Below are 17,085 nucleotides of genomic sequence, written 5' to 3'. Positions count from 1 at the left end.
GGCCGCGCGATCCTTCGACGACATATGCAGCGCACTCAAGGACATATGCGACCTGTTCGACCCGCTACAGTGCAGAAACTTCTTCAAAGCTGCCGGTTATGAGGCCAATTAAACGCGACATGCTTTATGCCGACGTGGCGACGCCGCCGACTGTCGAGGAATTGGTCGCGGTACTCGGCGCGCGCTGGGAAAAATTCCGCGACGGGTTCCGCATGCCGGTGGTGAAGACGGTGCCGCGGCGTGCCATCTTCGGCATCGTGCAATATGTCGCCTGGAAACGCTCCGGACAGCGCACGCCCGAGCAGATCGACGCGGCTTTCGCCGCGGCGGCCGATCCGGTCAGCACCGCTTCGACCACGCTCGACAGCGCCAGGCGCTGACTTCTTCCAAAAGCTTTGAAGCCGTCAGCGATGGCTGCCGAGGCTGGCGTACATGCCGGTGGTGCGGAACTGCGTCGGGTTGATGCCGTAGCAACGGCGAAAGACCTTGGAGAAATAGTTCGCATCCTCGAAGCCGCACAGCACCGCGACCTCCTTCACCGGCAGGAAATCCGCCTTGGTGAGCAGCTTCGCCGCGCGCTGCAGGCGCTGCTGCAGGACGAATTCGGCCGGCGGCAGTCCTTCGCTCTCGGCGAAGCAGCGCGAGAAATGGGCGCGGCTGAGGCCGCTGATCTCGACCAGCTCCGCCACCGGCAGCGGCTTGTCGAGATTGGCGTTGATGTGGTCGATGACCGGCTGCATGGCGCTCTGCTTCTCGGCGAAGGCGTGCGAGCCGAAGACGTCGTCGTAGAGCGCCATCGCCGCCTCATAGGCGATCGCCGAGGCAGCGCCGGGCGAAGCCGCGCCCTTGATCAGCCGCAGGCTGCAATCGGCGAGATGGTCGATGGTCGCCGGCTGCAGCCGGAACACCGGGCCGGAGACGCTCAGGATCGACTTGTGGATGCGCAGCGCCTCCTCGCCATTCATCGAAATCCAGAAATATTCCCAGCGGTCGCCCTTGGCCAGCCAGTAGCGATGGTTGTGCGGCACCAGAACCAGCAGCGTGTCGTTCGCCTGCAGGCGATAGTTGCGGTTCTCGTAGCGCAACTGGCCGGTGCCTCCGATCGTATGCTGGAGCACCGTGAATGGGGTCTGGCCGCGCCTGCGCCCGTCCCAGTCATATGTCTCGTCCTCTCGCACTTCGTAACCGGTGCTGGTCGGCATGGCATGCAGGCGCTGGCGGCCGCGCGGCAGCGAGATCGTGCGCATCAGCTTTCCGTTGGCGATCAGATCCCGCAGCACAAAATTACCCTCGAAAGCATAATCCTTCTCTGGCCGCGCCGGCGAATAAGCGCATAATCGGGCCCTCAAGAACGCGACAGACCCGCGGTCGAGGAGCGGGCGGGAGGAGAAAGGCCGGATTTCCGGCTTTGAGCGGTGCGTGCGCAACGGCGCGCGGCCCTATCCTCCCTTGCTGCTCCTTGCCTAGCATTCGAACGGATCGAGGTGAAGGTGATGAGCTTCAAAATCGCTATTATCGGCGCCGGCAGCGTCGGCTTCACCAAAAAGCTGTTCACCGACATCCTGTGCGTGCCGGAATTCAAGGACATCGAATTCGCGCTGACCGATGTCAGCGAGCACAATCTTTCGATGATCAAGGCGATCCTCGACCGGATCGTCGAGGCCAACAAATTGCCAACCAGAGTGACCGCGACCACGAATCGCCGCGAGGCGCTGGAGGGCGCGCGATACATCATCAGCTGCGTGCGCGTCGGCGGGCTGGAGGCCTATGCCGACGACATCCGCATTCCGCTGAAATATGGCATCGACCAGTGCGTCGGGGACACGATCTGCGCCGGCGGCATCCTCTACGGCCAGCGCAACATCCCGGTGATCCTCGACTTCTGCCGGGATATCCGCGAGGTCGCCGACACCAACGCCAAGTTCCTCAACTATGCCAACCCGATGGCAATGAACACATGGGCGGCGATCGAGTACGGCAAGGTGGACACGGTCGGGCTCTGCCATGGCGTGCAGCACGGCGCCGAGCAGATTGCCGAGGTGCTCGGCGCGAAATCGCCCAGGGAGCTCGACTATGTCTGTTCCGGCATCAACCACCAGACCTGGTTCATCGAGCTCAGGCTGAACGGGCGGCCGATCGGCAAGGACGAGCTCGTCGCCGCCTTCGAGGCGCATCCCGTCTATTCGAAGCAGGAAAAGCTCAGGATCGACGTGCTGAAGCGCTTCGGCGTCTACTCGACCGAGAGCAACGGGCATCTTTCCGAATACCTGCCCTGGTACCGCAAGCGCCCCGACGAGATCACGCGCTGGATCGACATGTCCGACTGGATCCATGGCGAGACCGGCGGCTATCTGCGCTACTCGACCGAGACCCGCAACTGGTTCGAGACCGAATATCCGCAATTCCTCGAAGCGGCCTCGAAGCCGATCGACCCGGCAAAACGCTCCAACGAGCATGCCAGCCATATATTGGAGGCGCTGGAGACGAACCGCGTCTATCGCGGCCATTTCAACGTCCGGAATGAAGGCGTGATCACCAACCTGCCGCAGGACGCGATCATCGAATCGCCCGGTTTCGTCGACCGTTTCGGCATCAACATGGCCGCCGGCATCACGCTGCCGGAAGCATGTGCGGCCACCTGCATGGCCTCGATCAACGTGCAGCGCATGTCGGTGTATGCGGCCATCGCCGGCGACATCGATCTCTTGAAGCTCGCCGTGCTGCATGATCCGCTGGTCGGCGCCGTGTCGACGCCGGAGGAGGTCTGGCAGATGGTGGACGAGATGGTGGTCGCCGAAGCCGCATGGCTGCCGCAATATGCGCACGCCGTTCCGGCGGCAAAGGAGCGGCTTTCGAAATCCAAGGTCAAGACCCGTGAATGGGCAGGCGCTGCGCGGCGCAACGTGCGCTCGATCGAGGAATTGCGCGCTGAAAAGGCGGCGCTGAAACAGGCCGGCTGAAATCGCCAGCCGGGCGGACATGCAGGAGGCACGTCCGCCGGATCAGCCGTCCAGAAACAAGAGGCGGGCAGCAGCAGGCGTCCAAAAACAACTGGGAGGAGACGATGAGGATTTTGCGCAGAATTGGCTTTACCGCCGGACTGGCGATGAGCGTTGCCGTTCCGGCATACGTCTTCGCATCCGAGCCGACGATCCCGCCCGAGCCGGCGACGTTTCCGGCCGAAGGCAAGATCCATTATGTGGCGCGCGACTCCATCCTGGAGTTCAAGGCGCTGCCCGAATATCACGAACCGGACTGGGTGACCGAGAAATACGTCAAGACCGGCAAGCTGCCGCCGGTCAAGGACAGGCTGCCGAAGGAACCGCTGGTCTTCAAGACCGGCAACATGCCGGACGGCATCGGCGTCTATGGCGACACGATGCGCCATGTCATCGGCGGCAGGCCGGAAGGCTGGAACTACGGCGCCGGCCAGACCCAAGGCTGGGGCGGCATCGATATCGGCCTGTCCGAATGCCTGACGCGCACGGCGCCGCTGTTCCAGGTCGAGGCCAAGGACACCGAGCCGCTGCCGAACCTCGCCAAGAGCTGGGACTGGTCGAGCGACGGCCATAAGCTCACCATGCATCTGATCGAAGGCGCCAAATGGTCCGACGGCGCGCCCTTCAACGCCGACGACGTGATGTTCTACTGGGACGACGAGGTCGTCGATCCGAATGTCTCGCCGCTGAACGGCGCGACGCCGGAAACTTTCGGCGTCGGCACGACGCTGAAGAAGATCGACGACTACACCGTCGAGTGGACGTTCAAGGACGCCTTCCCGCGGCAGTACCTCTACGCGATGGCCTACGGCACTTTCTGCCCCGGCCCCTCGCATATCCTCAAGCCGCAGCATCCGAAATATTCGAAGAACACCTACGACCAGTTCAAGAACGCCTTCCCGCCCGAATACATGAACATGCCGGTGATGGGCGCCTGGGTGCCGGTGGAGTACCGGCCGGACGACATCATCGTCATGCGCCGCAATCCCTATTATTGGAAGGTCGATGAGAAGGGCAACCAGCTGCCCTACCTCAACGAGCTGCACTACAAGCTCTCGACCTGGGCCGATCGCGACGTCCAGGCTGTTGCCGGCTCGGGCGACTTCTCCAACCTCGAGCAGCCGGAAAACTTCGTCGCCTCGCTGAAGCGCGCGGCCGACAAGAACGCGCCTGCACGCCTTGCCTTCGGCCCACGCCTGATCGGCTACAATCTGCGCATGAATTTCTCCGCCAATGGCTGGGGCAACCCGGACGAGCGCGGCCAGGCTATCCGCGAACTGAACCGCAACGAGGACTTCCGCAAGGCCGTCACCATGGCGCTCGACCGCAAGGCGTTGGGCGACTCGCTGGTCAAGGGCCCGTTCACCGCCATCTATCCGGGCGGCTTCTCGTCAGGCACGAGCTTCTATGACCGCAAGTCGACGGTCTACTATCCGTTCGACCTCGAAGGCGCCAAGGCCCTGCTCGCAAAGGCCGGCCTCAAGGATACGGACGGCGACGGCATCGTGAACTTCCCGGCCGGCACGGCCGGCGGCAAGGATGTCGAGATCGTGATGCTGGTCAACAACGACTACACGACCGACAAGAGCCTCGCCGAAGGCGTGGTCGCGCAGATGGAGAAGCTCGGCCTCCGGGTCGTGCTCAACGGGCTCAACGGCACGCAGCGCGATGCCACGCAATATTCCGGCCGCTTCGACTGGCTGATCCGGCGAAACGAAACCGAGCTCACATCCGTCGTTCAAAACACCGAGCAGTTGGCGCCGGTCGGGCCGAAGACCAGTTGGAACCATCGCGCCCCGGAAAGCGGCCAGGTCGACCTGATGCCCTTTGAAAAGGACCTCGTGGATATCGTCAACAAGTTCGCGTCCACGCAGGACAACGACCAGCGTGCCAGCCTGATGCGGAACTTCCAGAAGATTTCGACCGAGCACGTCTACAATGTCGGCCTGACGGAATATCCGGGCGCGCTGATCGTCAACAAGCGCTTCTCCAACATCCCGCAGGGCACGCCGATCTACATGTTCAACTGGGCCGAGGATTCGATCATCCGCGAGCGCGTGTTCGTCAAGGCGGACAAGCAGGCAAAATATGAGTTGTTCCCCGAGGAGCTTCCCGGCAAACCGGGAAGCAAGGGGCCGATGGATTAAGTCTTACCTCCCCTGACCGAGAGACGTCCGGCCGCGCCGCGGCGTGGCCGGACGAAGCGAAATCTCCGAACGCTCCCGAGGGGAGCGGCGGGCAGACAAGAAGGCGGACGATCCGATGCTGCGATTCCTGCTCATGCGCATCGCCTCGGCGATTCCGGTTTTCGCAATCCTGAGCCTCGTCACCTTCGCCATCATCCAGGCTCCGCCCGGCGACTATGCCGACTACATCAAATCGCAGCTCATCAACCAGGGCGGGGCCTCCTATGCGCAGGCGGAGGCGCAGGCACAGGCCTATCGCGTCGAGCATGGCCTCGATAAGCCGCTGCCCGTCCAGTATCTCAACTGGATCGGCGGCATCGTCACCCGAGGCGATTTCGGCTACAGCCTCTATTACAACAAGCCGGTGGCCGATGTGGTGGGCGAGCGGCTGCCGCGCACTCTGTTGCTTGCTCTGGTCTGCCACTTGCTCGCCTCGGTGCTCGGCATCAGCTTCGGCATATGGGCGGCGACGCGGCAGTATAGCTGGATCGATTCGACGCTGTCGGCGATCTCATTCCTCGGCATGACGGTGCCGCGCTTCCTGATGGCGCTGATCATCGTCTATCTGCTGGTCTTCCAGTTCAACGTGTCGGAGATCGGCTCGTTCTTCTCGCCGCAATATGGCGGCGCGCCATGGTCGTGGGCGAAGTTCGTCGACCTGGTCAAGCATGTCTGGCCGGTTGTGGCGATCGCGACCTTTGGCGGGCTCGCCTACAACATGCGCGTCATGCGCGGCAATCTGCTCGACACGCTCAACGCCCAATATGTCGAGACGGCGAAGGCCAAGGGATTGACCGGGGGCGCCGTCGTCATGCGCCACGCCGTGCCCAACGCGCTGCATCCCTTGGTCATGTATCAGGGCGTGGTGCTGCCCTATATGCTGACCGGCGAGATCGAGACGGCGATCATCTTCGCGCTGCCCACCGTCGGTCCGGCGATCGTCGGCTCCATGGCGGTGGGCGACGTCTACGTGACCGCCACCTTCATGATGGTGCTGTCGGCGACGCTGATCGTCGGCAACATCATCGCCGACATGCTGCTGGTGCTGCTCGATCCCCGCATCCGCCAATTCGGGGAGCGCTAGATGCTGGCGCGCGACCCCTCCCCGCGGCCCCTCGCGCCCTTGCCGGCGGAAAGCGTGACCTTGGCCGAGCCGGCGCATGGCAATGAGAGCTACATCGCGCTGGTCTGGCGCCGGCTGAAGCGCTCCTGGACCGGCATGGCCGGGCTCTTCCTGGTCGTGCTCCTCCTTGTCATGGCGGTGTTTGCCGAATTCCTGGCGCCGATGGACCCGAAGGCGACCGACGTCGCCTTCGCGCCGCCGCAAGTGCCCGTTTTCCACGACAAGGACGGCAATTTCGTCGCGCGGCCCAGAGTCTATGCGCTGGCCGACTCGGCCGATCTCGATCCGGTCACCTTTCAGCCAATCGTCGGCCCCGACTACGATCATCCGCGGCTGCTCGGCTTCTTCGTGGAGGGCGCGTCTTACAGGCTGTTCGGGCTGATCCCGGCGGACCGGCATTTCTTTGCCTCGATGGACGGCCAGCCGGTGCATTTCCTAGGCACCGACAAGTTCGGCCGCGATGTGCTGTCGCGCGCCATCCACGGCTCGCGCGTGTCGCTGATGATCGCGCTGACGGTGGTCTTCATCATCACCGTGATCGGCACCAGCGTCGGCATGGTCTCCGGTTATTTCGGCGGCAGGTTCGACGTCTGGGTGCAGCGCTTCGTCGAACTTGTGCTCGCCTTCCCACAATTGCCGCTCTATCTGGCGCTGACGACGCTGATCCCGGTCACCGCGCCGACCAACGTCTTCCTCGCCTTCGTCATCATCGTCATGTCGGCGCTGGGCTGGGCGCAGATGTCGCGCGAGGTGCGCGGCAAGACGCTGGCGCTGGCGCGGATCGACTATGTGCGCGCCGCCATGGCGGTCGGCGCCACCGACCGGCGCATCATCATGCAGCACATCTTCCCCAATGTGATGAGCCACGTGATCGTCGCCGTGACGCTGGCGATCCCGACCGTGGTGCTTCTGGAATCCTTCCTCGGCTTCCTCGGCTTCGCGGTGAAGCCGCCGCTGATCTCGTGGGGTCTGATGCTGCAGGACACCGCGACCTATTCGGTCATCGGCACCTATCCCTGGATCCTGTCGCCGGTCGGCTTCGTGCTGATCACCGTGTTTGCCTTCAACGCGCTGGGCGACGGCCTGCGCGATGCCGTCGATCCCTATTGAGGTGGCCGGGATGACGACGATCGCGCTTGCAGACAATTTCGCACCGGCGGTCCGGCTCGACCACGCCGCGCGCCATGAACAGCCCATCATCGACGCCCGCAACATCGAGGTCGCCTTCAAGGTCGAGCATGGCACCGTCGAAGCGGTCAAGGACGTCTCGTTCCAGCTCTATCGCGGCGAGACTATCGCGATCGTCGGCGAATCCGGCTCCGGCAAGTCGGTGACGGCGCGCACGGTCATGGGGCTGTTGACGCGACGCGCGACCGTGTCGCCGCGGTCGAGCGTCGACTATCTCGGGCAGAACATCCTGAAATTCCCCGAGCCCGCCCGGCGCAAGCTGCGCGGCAACCGCATCTCGATGATCTTCCAGGAGCCGATGAGCTCGCTCAACCCGATCTACACGGTCGGCGGCCAGATCGTCGAAGCGATCCGGGTGCACCGGAAAGTGAGCCGCAGGGAGGCCTGGGCGCGCGCGCTGGAGCTCCTCAAGCATGTCCAGATCCCCGAGCCGGAAGCGCGGCTCAAGCAATATCCGCATCAGCTTTCCGGCGGCCAGCGGCAGCGCGTCATGATCGCCATGGCGCTCGCCAACGACCCCGACGTGCTGATCGCCGACGAGCCGACCACGGCGCTCGACGTCACGGTGCAGGCGCAGATCCTCAACCTCATCCGCAATCTTCAGAAAGAGCTGAAGATGGCGGTGATCCTGATCACCCACGACCTCACCGTGGTGCGCAAATTCTCCGACTATGTCTATGTCATGCAGCATGGCGAGATGCGCGAGCACAACGTCACCGAGCGGCTCTTCGCCAATCCCCAGCATCCCTACACGCAACGGCTGCTTGCCTCCGAGCCGCATGGGCGGCCGAGGCCGCTGCCGGAGGGCAGCGGCACCATCATCGAGGCGAACGGCGTGCGCGTCTGCTTCATGCTGCGCCACGGCTCCTTCCTGAAGCCGGACTGGCGCGAGCTGGTCGCGGTCGACGACCTCGACCTGAAGCTTTGCCGCCACGAGACGCTGGGTCTGGTCGGCGAATCCGGCTCCGGCAAGACAACGTTCGGCCAGGCGCTGCTCAGGCTGCAGGATGCCAAGCGCGGCGAAATAAGCTTCGACGGCCAGCCGATCGACAAGCTCACGCGCGCCGAAATGCGGCCGCTGCGCTCACGCATGCAGATCGTGTTCCAGGACCCGTTCTCCTCGCTCAACCCGCGCATGACGATCGGCCAGATCATCGAGGAAGGGCTGGTCGTCAACAGGCTGGGCGCGAACCGGCGCGAACGGGTCGAGCGGGTACGCGAAGCGCTGGTCAGCGCCGGCATGCCGGGCAACATCCTGTCGCGCTTCCCGCACGAATTCTCCGGCGGCCAACGGCAGCGCATCGCGATTGCGCGCGCCATTGCGCTGGAGCCGGAATTCATCCTGCTCGACGAGCCGACATCGGCGCTCGACCTTTCCGTCCAGGCGCAGATCATCGACCTGCTGCGCAAGCTGCAGGACGAGCGGGGCTTGAGCTACCTCTTCATCTCGCACGACCTCAAGGTGGTGCGGGCGCTGTGCCACCGCGTCATCGTCATGCAGCACGGCAAGATCGTCGAGCAGGGACCCGTCGACGAGGTCCTTTCCAATCCCAAGACCGCCTACACCGAACGGCTCGTCAGGGCCGCTTTCGACGTGGCCTAGAAGTGCCGGAGGTTTTTACAGTGGCAAGAAATCCCAGGATCGCGTTCATCGGCGCCGGTTCGACGGTGTTCATGAAGAACATCGTCGGCGACGTGCTGCAGCGGCCGGCGCTGTCGGGCGCCACCATCGCGCTGATGGACATCAACCCGGAGCGGCTGGAAGAGAGCGCCATCGTCGTCAACAAGCTGATCGCCACGCTCGGCGTCAAGGCGAAAGCCGAGACCTATTCGGATCAGCGCAAGGCGCTGAACGGCGCGGACTTCGTCGTCGTCGCCTTCCAGATCGGCGGCTACGAGCCATGCACCGTCACCGACTTCGAGGTGCCGAAGAAATACGGCCTGCGCCAAACCATCGCCGACACGTTGGGCGTCGGCGGCATCATGCGGGGCCTGAGGACCGTTCCGCATCTGTGGAAGATCTGCGAGGACATGCTCGCCGTCTGCCCGGAGGCGATCATGCTGCAATATGTCAACCCGATGGCGATCAACACCTGGGCGATCGCCGAGAAATACCCGACGATCAAGCAGGTCGGGCTCTGCCATTCGGTGCAGGGCACGGCGATGGAATTGGCGCACGACCTCGACCTTCCCTATGAGGAGATCCGATACCGCTCGGCCGGCATCAATCACATGGCGTTCTATCTCAAATTCGAGCATCGCCAGGCGGACGGCTCCTATCGCGACCTCTATCCGGACCTTGTCCGCGCCTATCGCGAAGGCCGCGCGCCGAAGCCGGGCTGGAACCCGCGCTGCCCGAACAAGGTGCGCTACGAGATGCTGACCCGGCTCGGCTATTTCGTCACCGAAAGCTCGGAGCATTTTGCAGAGTACACGCCTTATTTCATCAAGGACGGGCGGCCCGACCTGATCGAGAAATATGGGATTCCGCTCGACGAGTATCCAAAACGGTGCATCGAGCAGATCGAGCGCTGGAAGGGACAGGCCGAAGCCTACCGGTCGGCCGACCGGATCGAGGTCGAGCAGTCGAAGGAATATGCATCCTCGATCATGAACTCGGTGTGGACCGGCGAGCCGTCGGTGATCTACGGCAATGTCCGCAACAATGGCTGCATCACCTCGCTGCCTGCCGATTGCGCGGCGGAAGTGCCGTGCCTGGTCGATGCCTCCGGCATCCAGCCGACCTATATAGGCGACCTGCCGCCACAGCTGACGGCGCTGATCCGCACCAACATCAATGTGCAGGAACTGACGGTCCGGGCGCTCACGACCGAGAACCGCGAGCACATCTACCATGCAGCGATGATGGACCCGCATACCGCGGCCGAGCTCGACCTCGACCAGATCTGGTCGCTGGTCGACGACCTGCTTGCCGCGCATGGCGATTGGCTGCCGGCCTGGGCGCGCAAGGGCGGCAGGAGCAAGGCCGCCTGACCGGAGCTGCGCAAGAACCTTGCATCAGGACGGGTCGATCTTGCGGGATCTCACCGACGGCGCTTGTACAGACGTTCCCTGCGTATGTGGTCGACCGCCACTGCGCAGATAAGGATCGCGCCGATGATGATGCTGTTGTACTGGGGCGGCACGCTGGCAACGATGAGAGCGTTGTCGATTGCCGATAGCAAGAGGGCGCCAACGGCGACGCCGGTGATCGTTCCGAGGCCTCCGAGCAGGCTTATCCCACCGATGAGCACAGCCGTTACGACCGAGAGCGTGACCGAGGGGCCACCGGCGGCGACCTGGCCGCTTCCAACGCGCGCCGCGTAGATGACGCCGGCAAGGCCGGCGGTGGCGCCGGCGGTGACATACAGGATCGTATCGAGCCTGTTGACCTTGAGGCCGTTGGCGATCGCGGCTTTGCGATTGCCCCCAAGCGCACGTGTCTCAACACCGAACGGCGTCTGCTCGAGCAGGAACCAGAAGAGCAGCCCCAGCGCGACGGCATAGAGAACGATGTAGGGGATGCCGAACACCGCTCCCTGCCCCAAGGCCTGGAATGTCTCGGGCAGCGGAACAATGTCTTCTCCGCCAGTGAATTCGACGCATAACCCGCCGACGATGAAGAAGGTGCCCAGGGTCGCTATGATGGGAGGCACGTGCAGCCGCTCGATGATCAAGCTGTTGACGTATCCCACAGCAGCACCGGCCGCCACTCCCGCCAGGATCGCGAGCGGCCAGGGCGCGCCCCACACCAGCAACCACGCGCAGACGATGCCGCCGAGCGTAAAGACGGCACCCACGGAGAAATCGAGCCCGCCGCCGATCATGAGCAGGGAAGCGCCGCAGCCCATGACGAAATATATCACCGCCGCGCGGGCGATATCGGTCAGATTTGCCGGGTTGAGGAATGCGGGGTTGCGAAGAGTGGCAACAATGCCAACGGCCACGATGACTGCCAGCAATGTCGTTTCCTGGCGCAACATCACTGCCGAAAGGGCACTTTGCGAGGGTGACGAAGATCGGTGTTCTGCCTGTTCGCTGGCCACGGTTTCGGTCCCCTCGTTCACGCAAAGGTCGGGTCGGAACTGGCAGCGTCGCCGCGGATCGCGCCGGTGATCAGTCCGATGATTTCGTCGCGGCTGGTATCTTTGGTGCGGCGCGTCGCGACGGAGCGTCCCAGCCGCATGACGGTGATGCTGTCCGTGTTGCGAAACACGAAATCCATGTCGTGGCTGATGCAGATGACGGCCTTGCCCTGCTGCCGGAGCTCGCCGAGGATTTCTCCCACATGGGCCGTCTCCCGGACTCCGAGCGCGGCGGTCGGCTCATCCAGAAGCATGATGGGAAGATCCATCCGAACGGCGCGGGCTATGGCGACGATTTGACGTTCGCCTCCGGAAAGGAGGCCGATCTGCGTGCGGACCGAACCGACCCTTATCTTCAGGTCGTCCAGCACCTTGGCGGCTTCCTTCTCCATGCGGCGTCGGTCCAGCCGGAAGCGCCCTCTGCGCGGAATTGCTCCCAGAGCCATGTTCGTGGCGATGTCCAGGCATTCGACAAGCGCGAGGTCCTGATGGACAACCGATATGCCGAGGCGATGGGCTTCCGACGCGTCGCGCATCTCAACGGATTTTCCGCCCAGCCGCAGTTGCCCCTGATCCGGACGGAAAATCCCGCACATTATCTTCAGGGTAGTCGACTTGCCGGCCCCGTTGTCGCCGACAATGGCATGGATTTCGGCTGCCATGGCCGTGATGTCGACGTTCGACAATGCCTTGACGTTGCCGAACGACTTGACCACCCCCCGCATCTCCAGCGCGGGCGCCGGAATGTCCGGCCGGGCGATCGCCATCACTGCCATCCCTTGGCGAGATACTCCTTGTAGTCGTCCGCGCCGAACATGCGCACGCCAACGTCGATTTGCGGCTGAACCGTCTCGCCATGGGCGATAGCCTTGACGGAATCGACCATCTTCGAACCCGCGGTACAAAGATCCTGCAGCATCAGCTTGTAGACGGTGCCGTCGGCAAGTCCTTGCTCACCGCCACCTGCCGTACCGTTGGCGACGAATACGACCTTGCCGGTCAGGCCCTTGGATTTGATGGCGGCGGTCCCACCCTGGGTGGCGGTTCCCATATGCGAGGCGATGACGTTGACATCGGGATGCGCCGTGAGAAGGGCATTGGCCTGGTCCAGCGCCTTGCTCGCGTCGTCGTTGGTGTAGACCACGGCGGACACGGTGACGTTTTGGGTCTTCGCGGCCGCCGCCGTGAACCCGTCGACGAAGGCTTTGGCCGCGCCGCTCGGTCCTTGCGCCATCAGCCCGACATGCTGCGGCCCCTCGCGCTTCGCTATCGCGTCGACAAAGATCTCGCCGACCCGGGTGAAGTTCGCCCCGATGTTCACGTTCGAACCGGATTCCGTCCCGGAAGCGCCATAGAACGTGCCGACCGTAATTCCCGCCTTCCCCGCCTGTTGAAGCACGGGAACAAATCCCGCCGTCGCCGGAAAGGTCAGTATCGCTCCGGCCTTGTTGGCGATGCCCTGCTGAATCTGCTGTATCATGACGGTGGCATCGAGATTGCCGGTGGTCGGGCCGGATTCCGTCGCGGGAATGCCCAGTTCCTTCGCCCGATTGGCGACGCAATCGCCGATCAGCCGCCACGCCGGATATTTGGGCAGCGGGTTCACGAACAGGATCGAGGAAAGGTCCGCCGCCCCGGCAGCCGCCGGTCCGAAGGTGGTGAAGGCGCTTAAGGTGAGTGCCAGCGCCAGGCGCGGCAACCGCTGATTATTGGTTCGCATGAAATCCTCCCATTGACGCTCGCGGCCACGGCTCGCCAGCGTTCCAGGAAACTATGCATCAAACATCCGAGGGTGTCAATAATAAGTCAGAATGACTTACTAAATATCCGATCATTCAAACAAGGCCAGATCGATGGCTTGCGCCATGGCCCTGTAGCCTGCGTCGCTCGGATGGATGTGATCGCCGCAATCGTAGGCCGGAAGAAGCCTGGTCGGGCGAGCAGGGTCGCGAACAGCGGCATCAAAATCCACCAAGCCATGAACGCCCTCGGCCTCTCGGATCCATGCATTGACGGCGGCCCGGACCTTCTCTTTCTCGGGCGTGTAGAAATCGCCGACCGGCGATTCCGATCTTGTTCCTTCGAACGGGGTCAGGGTCCCCAGGATGACGCGGATGCCGGCGGTCTCGGCGCGCGCGGCAAGCTGCCTGATCGCCGATATTATCTGTTTTGCCGTCATCACCTGATCGGCGCCGGCAAGCGCGGTGTTGGGCCAACCTATGTCGTTGACGCCCTCCATAATGACGAGATGCGATATTCTCGGCAGGCTGAGCACATCGCGGTCGAACCGCTCCAAAGCCTTCGCGCCACGGCGGTTGCTCAGAAGCCGGTTGCCTCCGATGCCGAGGTTGAGCACGGCCACGTCCTGCGTCGTGGGGCCGGCGCGGAGGCGCTCGCCGAGAACGTCAGGCCACCGCCTGTCGCCGTCTATCTGCGAACCATAGCCGTCGGTGATGGAATCGCCGAAGCAGGCAATCGCGCGCGACCCTTCCTTTGCGTCGACATAGATGGCTGAAGCGAGGTAACGGCTGGTGGTGGTCTGCTGAAGCGGCAGGAGTTCGGAGGCAGCGAAGTTGCCAGGGATGGATATGAATGTCGTCTGCTGCGCCTCGTAGTGATGGGTTTCCACCGGAAAGTGGCCGCTCACATAGAAACTCAAAGCAAGCCGGGACAGCGGAAGCGTCGCCAGTTCGACTGGATCGCTGAACAGCGGAGCGCCCGGCGCGATTGACGCGGTCACCTCGCCGCCAAAGGTGAGCGGCCGGCTCGTCAGGGGCTGAATCGCGCCGTCCTCTCCCGCCAGCGCGACATACGCCGCATCGATGACGATCGGCGCGCTGCCAAACTCGTTCGACAGCCGTATCCTCAGACGCCGGCCGCCGACGCTGATGCGGGCAATCTCACGAATCGTCTGATTGTAGAACCCTGGGACCACCATGTCGGCGGCCCAGACGTTCATCGGACTGGCGGTCCATGTTGCGATCCAGTCGCCGCGCATCATCTTTGCTTCCCCTATTTGGTCTATGCCAGCTACTTTCAGCGCGCCGGCCAAGTCAATAGGTAATTTCGATTGACTTATTAGGCGTGCTCCTGCAAATCGTTGCCAAGGCTCGTATCTGCGTCTGCCGACATTGGAGTCGGCGGGCGCGTTCTTATTGGGGTATTCGCGGTGACCGGACGTATAGGTGGCGGAAGCTCTGCCCGAACGAGCCCGATCTATCCAGGTTACAGGGGCGCCAACCAGGTCGGACTCCGGGCCTCGAATGAACGTCTTGCCCTTTCGCTGATCAGGATCCACGGCCAGTTGTCCAAGGCCCAGATCGCCGAGATCACCGGGCTCACCAAGCAGACGGCGTCGGTCATCGTCCGCGCCCTCGAGGCGGAAGGACTGCTGTCGGCGGGAAGGCCCGTCAAAGGAAAGGTCGGACAGCCGTCGATCCCGATGTCGATCAACCCCGAAGGAGCGCTGTTTCTTGGCCTGCGCCTGGGGCTACGCCATGCGGACATCGCATTGGTCGATTTCGTCGGCGGAGTCCTGGAGCAGCGCAGGCTATCCTACGGCGCGGGCGAAATGGGTGAGCTGGCGCGTATCGCATATGCGGCGATTGCCGAGATGCGTTCGCGCCTGACATCGGCCCAGCAAGCGAGGCTTGAGGACATCGGTATCGCGGTAGCCTCGGATATTCTTGCGGCGGTCGCCAGCGGCAAGGGCGAGGAGGGTCCCGAAAGCGCCTGGGCCGAGTTCGAGGAACTGGCCCTGCAGATGGGCGAGGAAACACGTCTGCGCATCTATCTCGATCGGGATGCGGTAGCGGCATGCAGCGCGGAACTGGCTTATGGACTGGCCGGGGGCGCGCCCGACTTCCTCTATATCTTCATCGGGCATCTGCTTGACGGAGGCATTGTCCAACATGGCCGCCTCGGCTTCTCGTGGCGTGACGCAAGGCCCGGGATCGGACGTATCCTGGTTCCCTCGGCGACCGGCGGCGTGGTGCCGCTCGGCACATCGGTTTCGGTTGACGATGTCGGACTGGCGCCTGGGTCCCGCGCCCCAGACCCCGAGCTCAGGAAATGGATCGAGGCAAGCTCGTCCAGCATATCGCTGGCGATCCATTCGGCTTCGGCGCTCGCCGCATTCAGGGGTATCGTTCTGGACGGCCTGATGCCGCAGTGGGTGAGAGCCGAACTGGTGCGGGAGATCAAGGAAAAACTCACTGCCGTCGGCGCCAGCGACCTGGCTTCCCTCTTCGTCAGGGAGGGCACGTCGGACCGACAGGCAGCCGGCCTTGGGGCGGCCTGCATTCCCCTGCTTGACAGATTCTTCTTGCAATCGGACACCAATGGCTCCGCGGGCTCCGGAGAAGCCTGATCGAAGCCGGGATTGCTCTGCGGAAGCGTCCCGCCGGTCCATGCCCGCGGCATCCAACCGACCGACGTCGGTGACCTGCCGTCAAAGTTGACGGCGTCGATCCGCACCAAGATCCAATGCGCAGCAGGTCGCCCGATCAGCCGCCGGCGTTCTCGCGCTCGACGGCGCGCCAGCCGATGTCGTGGCGGTAAAAGCCTTGCGGCCAATCGATATGATCGATCGCCGCGTATGCTTTTTGCTGCGCCTCGCCGACGGTCTTGCCGAGCGCGGTGACGTTGAGGACGCGGCCGCCATTGGCGACCAGCGCTCCGCCATTGATGGCGGTGCCGGCATGGAAGACCTGGGCGCCCTCGCCTTCCGCCTCGTCGAGACCGCGGATGACCGACCCCTTTTCCGGCGTGCCCGGATAGCCCCGCGCCGCCATCACCACGGTCAACGCCGTCTCGTCGCTCCAGCGGATGGACATATGCGCGAGCTGGCCGTCGACGGCGCCGTTGAGCAGGACGAGCAGGTCGTCCTTCAGCCGCATCATCAGCACCTGGCATTCGGGGTCGCCGAAACGCGTGTTGTATTCGATGAGCTTCGGCCCTTGGTCGGTGATCATCAGACCGGCGAAGAGGATACCGGCGAAGGGCGCGCCGAGATTGGCCATGCCGCGCATGGTCGGCTCGATGATCTCGCGCATGGTGCGCTCGGTCATCTCCGGCGTCATCACCGGCGCCGGCGAATAGGCGCCCATGCCGCCGGTGTTCGGCCCGGTATCGCCGTCGCCGACGCGCTTATGGTCCTGCGCGGTGCCGAAGGGCAGCGCGGTGGCGCCGTCGCACAGGCAAAAGAAGCTCGCCTCCTCGCCGGTCAGGTATTCCTCGACCACGACCTCGGCGCCGGCGGCGCCGAAGGCACCGTCGAAACAGGCTTCCAGCGCGGCGTTCGCCTCATCGAGCGTCATGGCGATGGTGACGCCCTTGCCGGCGGCGAGCCCGTCGGCCTTGATGACGATCGGCGCGCCGGTCTTCTCGACATAGGCTTTCGCCGAGGTGAGATCGCCGAAACGGCCATAGGCGGCGGTCGGAATGTTGAATTTGGCGCAAAGATCCTTGGTGAAGCCCTTCGAGCCCTCGAGCCTGGCCGCCGC

14 protein-coding genes are annotated in these 17,085 nt (G+C 63.7%); 8 read left to right on the top strand and 6 right to left on the bottom strand.

Annotated elements, in window-relative coordinates:
* Positions 1-119 precede the first annotated feature (119 nt).
* Positions 120-380 (top strand): hypothetical protein, encoded by a 261-nt coding sequence (locus EOD07_RS03030; RefSeq protein ID WP_245469801.1) that lies wholly within the window; start codon positions 120-122, stop codon positions 378-380.
* Positions 381-404: 24 nt separating this feature from the next.
* Here EOD07_RS03030 and EOD07_RS03025 read toward each other — a convergent pair whose 3' ends face one another.
* A complete protein-coding gene (locus EOD07_RS03025; RefSeq protein ID WP_127233908.1) occupies positions 405-1,247 on the bottom strand; it encodes an AraC family transcriptional regulator in 843 nt (280 codons plus the stop codon).
* 246 nt (positions 1,248-1,493) lie between these two features.
* Here EOD07_RS03025 and EOD07_RS03020 point away from each other — a divergent pair, with 246 nt between their 5' ends.
* The 6 genes from EOD07_RS03020 (at position 1,494) to EOD07_RS02995 (ending at position 10,490) form a co-directional block, all read left to right on the top strand.
* Complete coding sequence (locus EOD07_RS03020) at positions 1,494-2,960, top strand: alpha-glucosidase/alpha-galactosidase (protein ID WP_127233906.1); 1,467 nt, start codon at positions 1,494-1,496, stop codon at positions 2,958-2,960.
* A 104-nt stretch (positions 2,961-3,064) separates the two neighbouring features.
* A complete protein-coding gene (locus tag EOD07_RS03015; RefSeq protein WP_127233905.1) occupies positions 3,065-5,146 on the top strand; it encodes an ABC transporter substrate-binding protein in 2,082 nt (693 codons plus the stop codon).
* Positions 5,147-5,261: 115 nt separating this feature from the next.
* Positions 5,262-6,269: an ABC transporter permease gene (locus tag EOD07_RS03010; RefSeq protein WP_040991053.1), complete on the top strand. Its 1,008-nt coding sequence runs from the start codon at positions 5,262-5,264 to the stop codon at positions 6,267-6,269.
* A complete protein-coding gene (locus EOD07_RS03005; protein ID WP_127233904.1) occupies positions 6,270-7,418 on the top strand; it encodes an ABC transporter permease in 1,149 nt (382 codons plus the stop codon).
* 10 nt (positions 7,419-7,428) lie between these two features.
* Positions 7,429-9,099 (top strand): ABC transporter ATP-binding protein, encoded by a 1,671-nt coding sequence (locus tag EOD07_RS03000; RefSeq protein WP_127233903.1) that lies wholly within the window; start codon positions 7,429-7,431, stop codon positions 9,097-9,099.
* 20 nt (positions 9,100-9,119) lie between these two features.
* On the top strand, positions 9,120-10,490 hold the full coding sequence (locus EOD07_RS02995; RefSeq protein ID WP_127233902.1) for an alpha-glucosidase/alpha-galactosidase: 1,371 nt from the start codon (positions 9,120-9,122) through the stop codon (positions 10,488-10,490).
* Positions 10,491-10,540: 50 nt separating this feature from the next.
* Here EOD07_RS02995 and EOD07_RS02990 read toward each other — a convergent pair whose 3' ends face one another.
* From EOD07_RS02990 to EOD07_RS02975, 4 genes are all read right to left on the bottom strand, one after another.
* Positions 10,541-11,458 carry an ABC transporter permease gene (locus EOD07_RS02990; protein WP_164772045.1) on the bottom strand — a complete coding sequence of 306 codons (918 nt, stop codon included), beginning with the start codon at positions 11,456-11,458 and terminating at the stop codon, positions 10,541-10,543.
* 101 nt (positions 11,459-11,559) lie between these two features.
* On the bottom strand, positions 11,560-12,348 hold the full coding sequence (locus tag EOD07_RS02985; RefSeq protein ID WP_206519413.1) for an ATP-binding cassette domain-containing protein: 789 nt from the start codon (positions 12,346-12,348) through the stop codon (positions 11,560-11,562).
* Positions 12,348-13,301, bottom strand: coding sequence for a sugar ABC transporter substrate-binding protein (locus EOD07_RS02980; RefSeq protein ID WP_127233900.1), 954 nt, complete (start codon positions 13,299-13,301; stop codon positions 12,348-12,350). The genes EOD07_RS02985 and EOD07_RS02980 overlap by 1 nt, the downstream gene beginning before the upstream one ends.
* A 111-nt stretch (positions 13,302-13,412) precedes the next feature.
* Positions 13,413-14,582 (bottom strand): SGNH/GDSL hydrolase family protein, encoded by a 1,170-nt coding sequence (locus EOD07_RS02975; protein WP_127233899.1) that lies wholly within the window; start codon positions 14,580-14,582, stop codon positions 13,413-13,415.
* Between the two features lie 168 nt (positions 14,583-14,750).
* Here EOD07_RS02975 and EOD07_RS02970 point away from each other — a divergent pair, with 168 nt between their 5' ends.
* The gene (locus tag EOD07_RS02970; protein WP_281059034.1) at positions 14,751-15,950 is read left to right on the top strand and encodes an ROK family transcriptional regulator; all 1,200 of its coding nucleotides are present in this window, start codon (positions 14,751-14,753) and stop codon (positions 15,948-15,950) included.
* 136 nt (positions 15,951-16,086) lie between these two features.
* On the opposite strand, the gene purD is transcribed toward EOD07_RS02970, so the two are convergent.
* Positions 16,087-17,085 (bottom strand): phosphoribosylamine--glycine ligase (gene purD, locus EOD07_RS02965; protein ID WP_127233897.1); only part of this gene is annotated, 999 nt, incomplete at its 5' end.

The sequence above is a fragment of the Mesorhizobium sp. M2C.T.Ca.TU.002.02.1.1 genome, from assembly GCF_003997225.1.
Note: the sequence above shows the minus strand (reverse complement) of the source record. Positions and strands in the feature narration are given on the sequence as shown.

Bases quoted from the DNA above. Each gene is read 5' to 3' on its own strand.
- EOD07_RS02975 (WP_127233899.1), bottom strand. From the start codon at position 14,582: ATGATGCGCGGCGACTGGATCGCAACATGGACCGCCAGTCCGATGAAC.
- EOD07_RS02985 (WP_206519413.1), bottom strand. From the start codon at position 12,348: ATGGCGATCGCCCGGCCGGACATTCCGGCGCCCGCGCTGGAGATGCGG.
- EOD07_RS03005 (WP_127233904.1), top strand. From the start codon at position 6,270: ATGCTGGCGCGCGACCCCTCCCCGCGGCCCCTCGCGCCCTTGCCGGCG.
- EOD07_RS02980 (WP_127233900.1), bottom strand. From the start codon at position 13,301: ATGCGAACCAATAATCAGCGGTTGCCGCGCCTGGCGCTGGCACTCACC.
- EOD07_RS03020 (WP_127233906.1), top strand. From the start codon at position 1,494: ATGAGCTTCAAAATCGCTATTATCGGCGCCGGCAGCGTCGGCTTCACC.
- EOD07_RS03025 (WP_127233908.1), bottom strand. From the start codon at position 1,247: ATGCGCACGATCTCGCTGCCGCGCGGCCGCCAGCGCCTGCATGCCATG.
- EOD07_RS03030 (WP_245469801.1), top strand. From the start codon at position 120: ATGCTTTATGCCGACGTGGCGACGCCGCCGACTGTCGAGGAATTGGTC.
- EOD07_RS03010 (WP_040991053.1), top strand. From the start codon at position 5,262: ATGCTGCGATTCCTGCTCATGCGCATCGCCTCGGCGATTCCGGTTTTC.
- EOD07_RS03015 (WP_127233905.1), top strand. From the start codon at position 3,065: ATGAGGATTTTGCGCAGAATTGGCTTTACCGCCGGACTGGCGATGAGC.
- EOD07_RS03000 (WP_127233903.1), top strand. From the start codon at position 7,429: ATGACGACGATCGCGCTTGCAGACAATTTCGCACCGGCGGTCCGGCTC.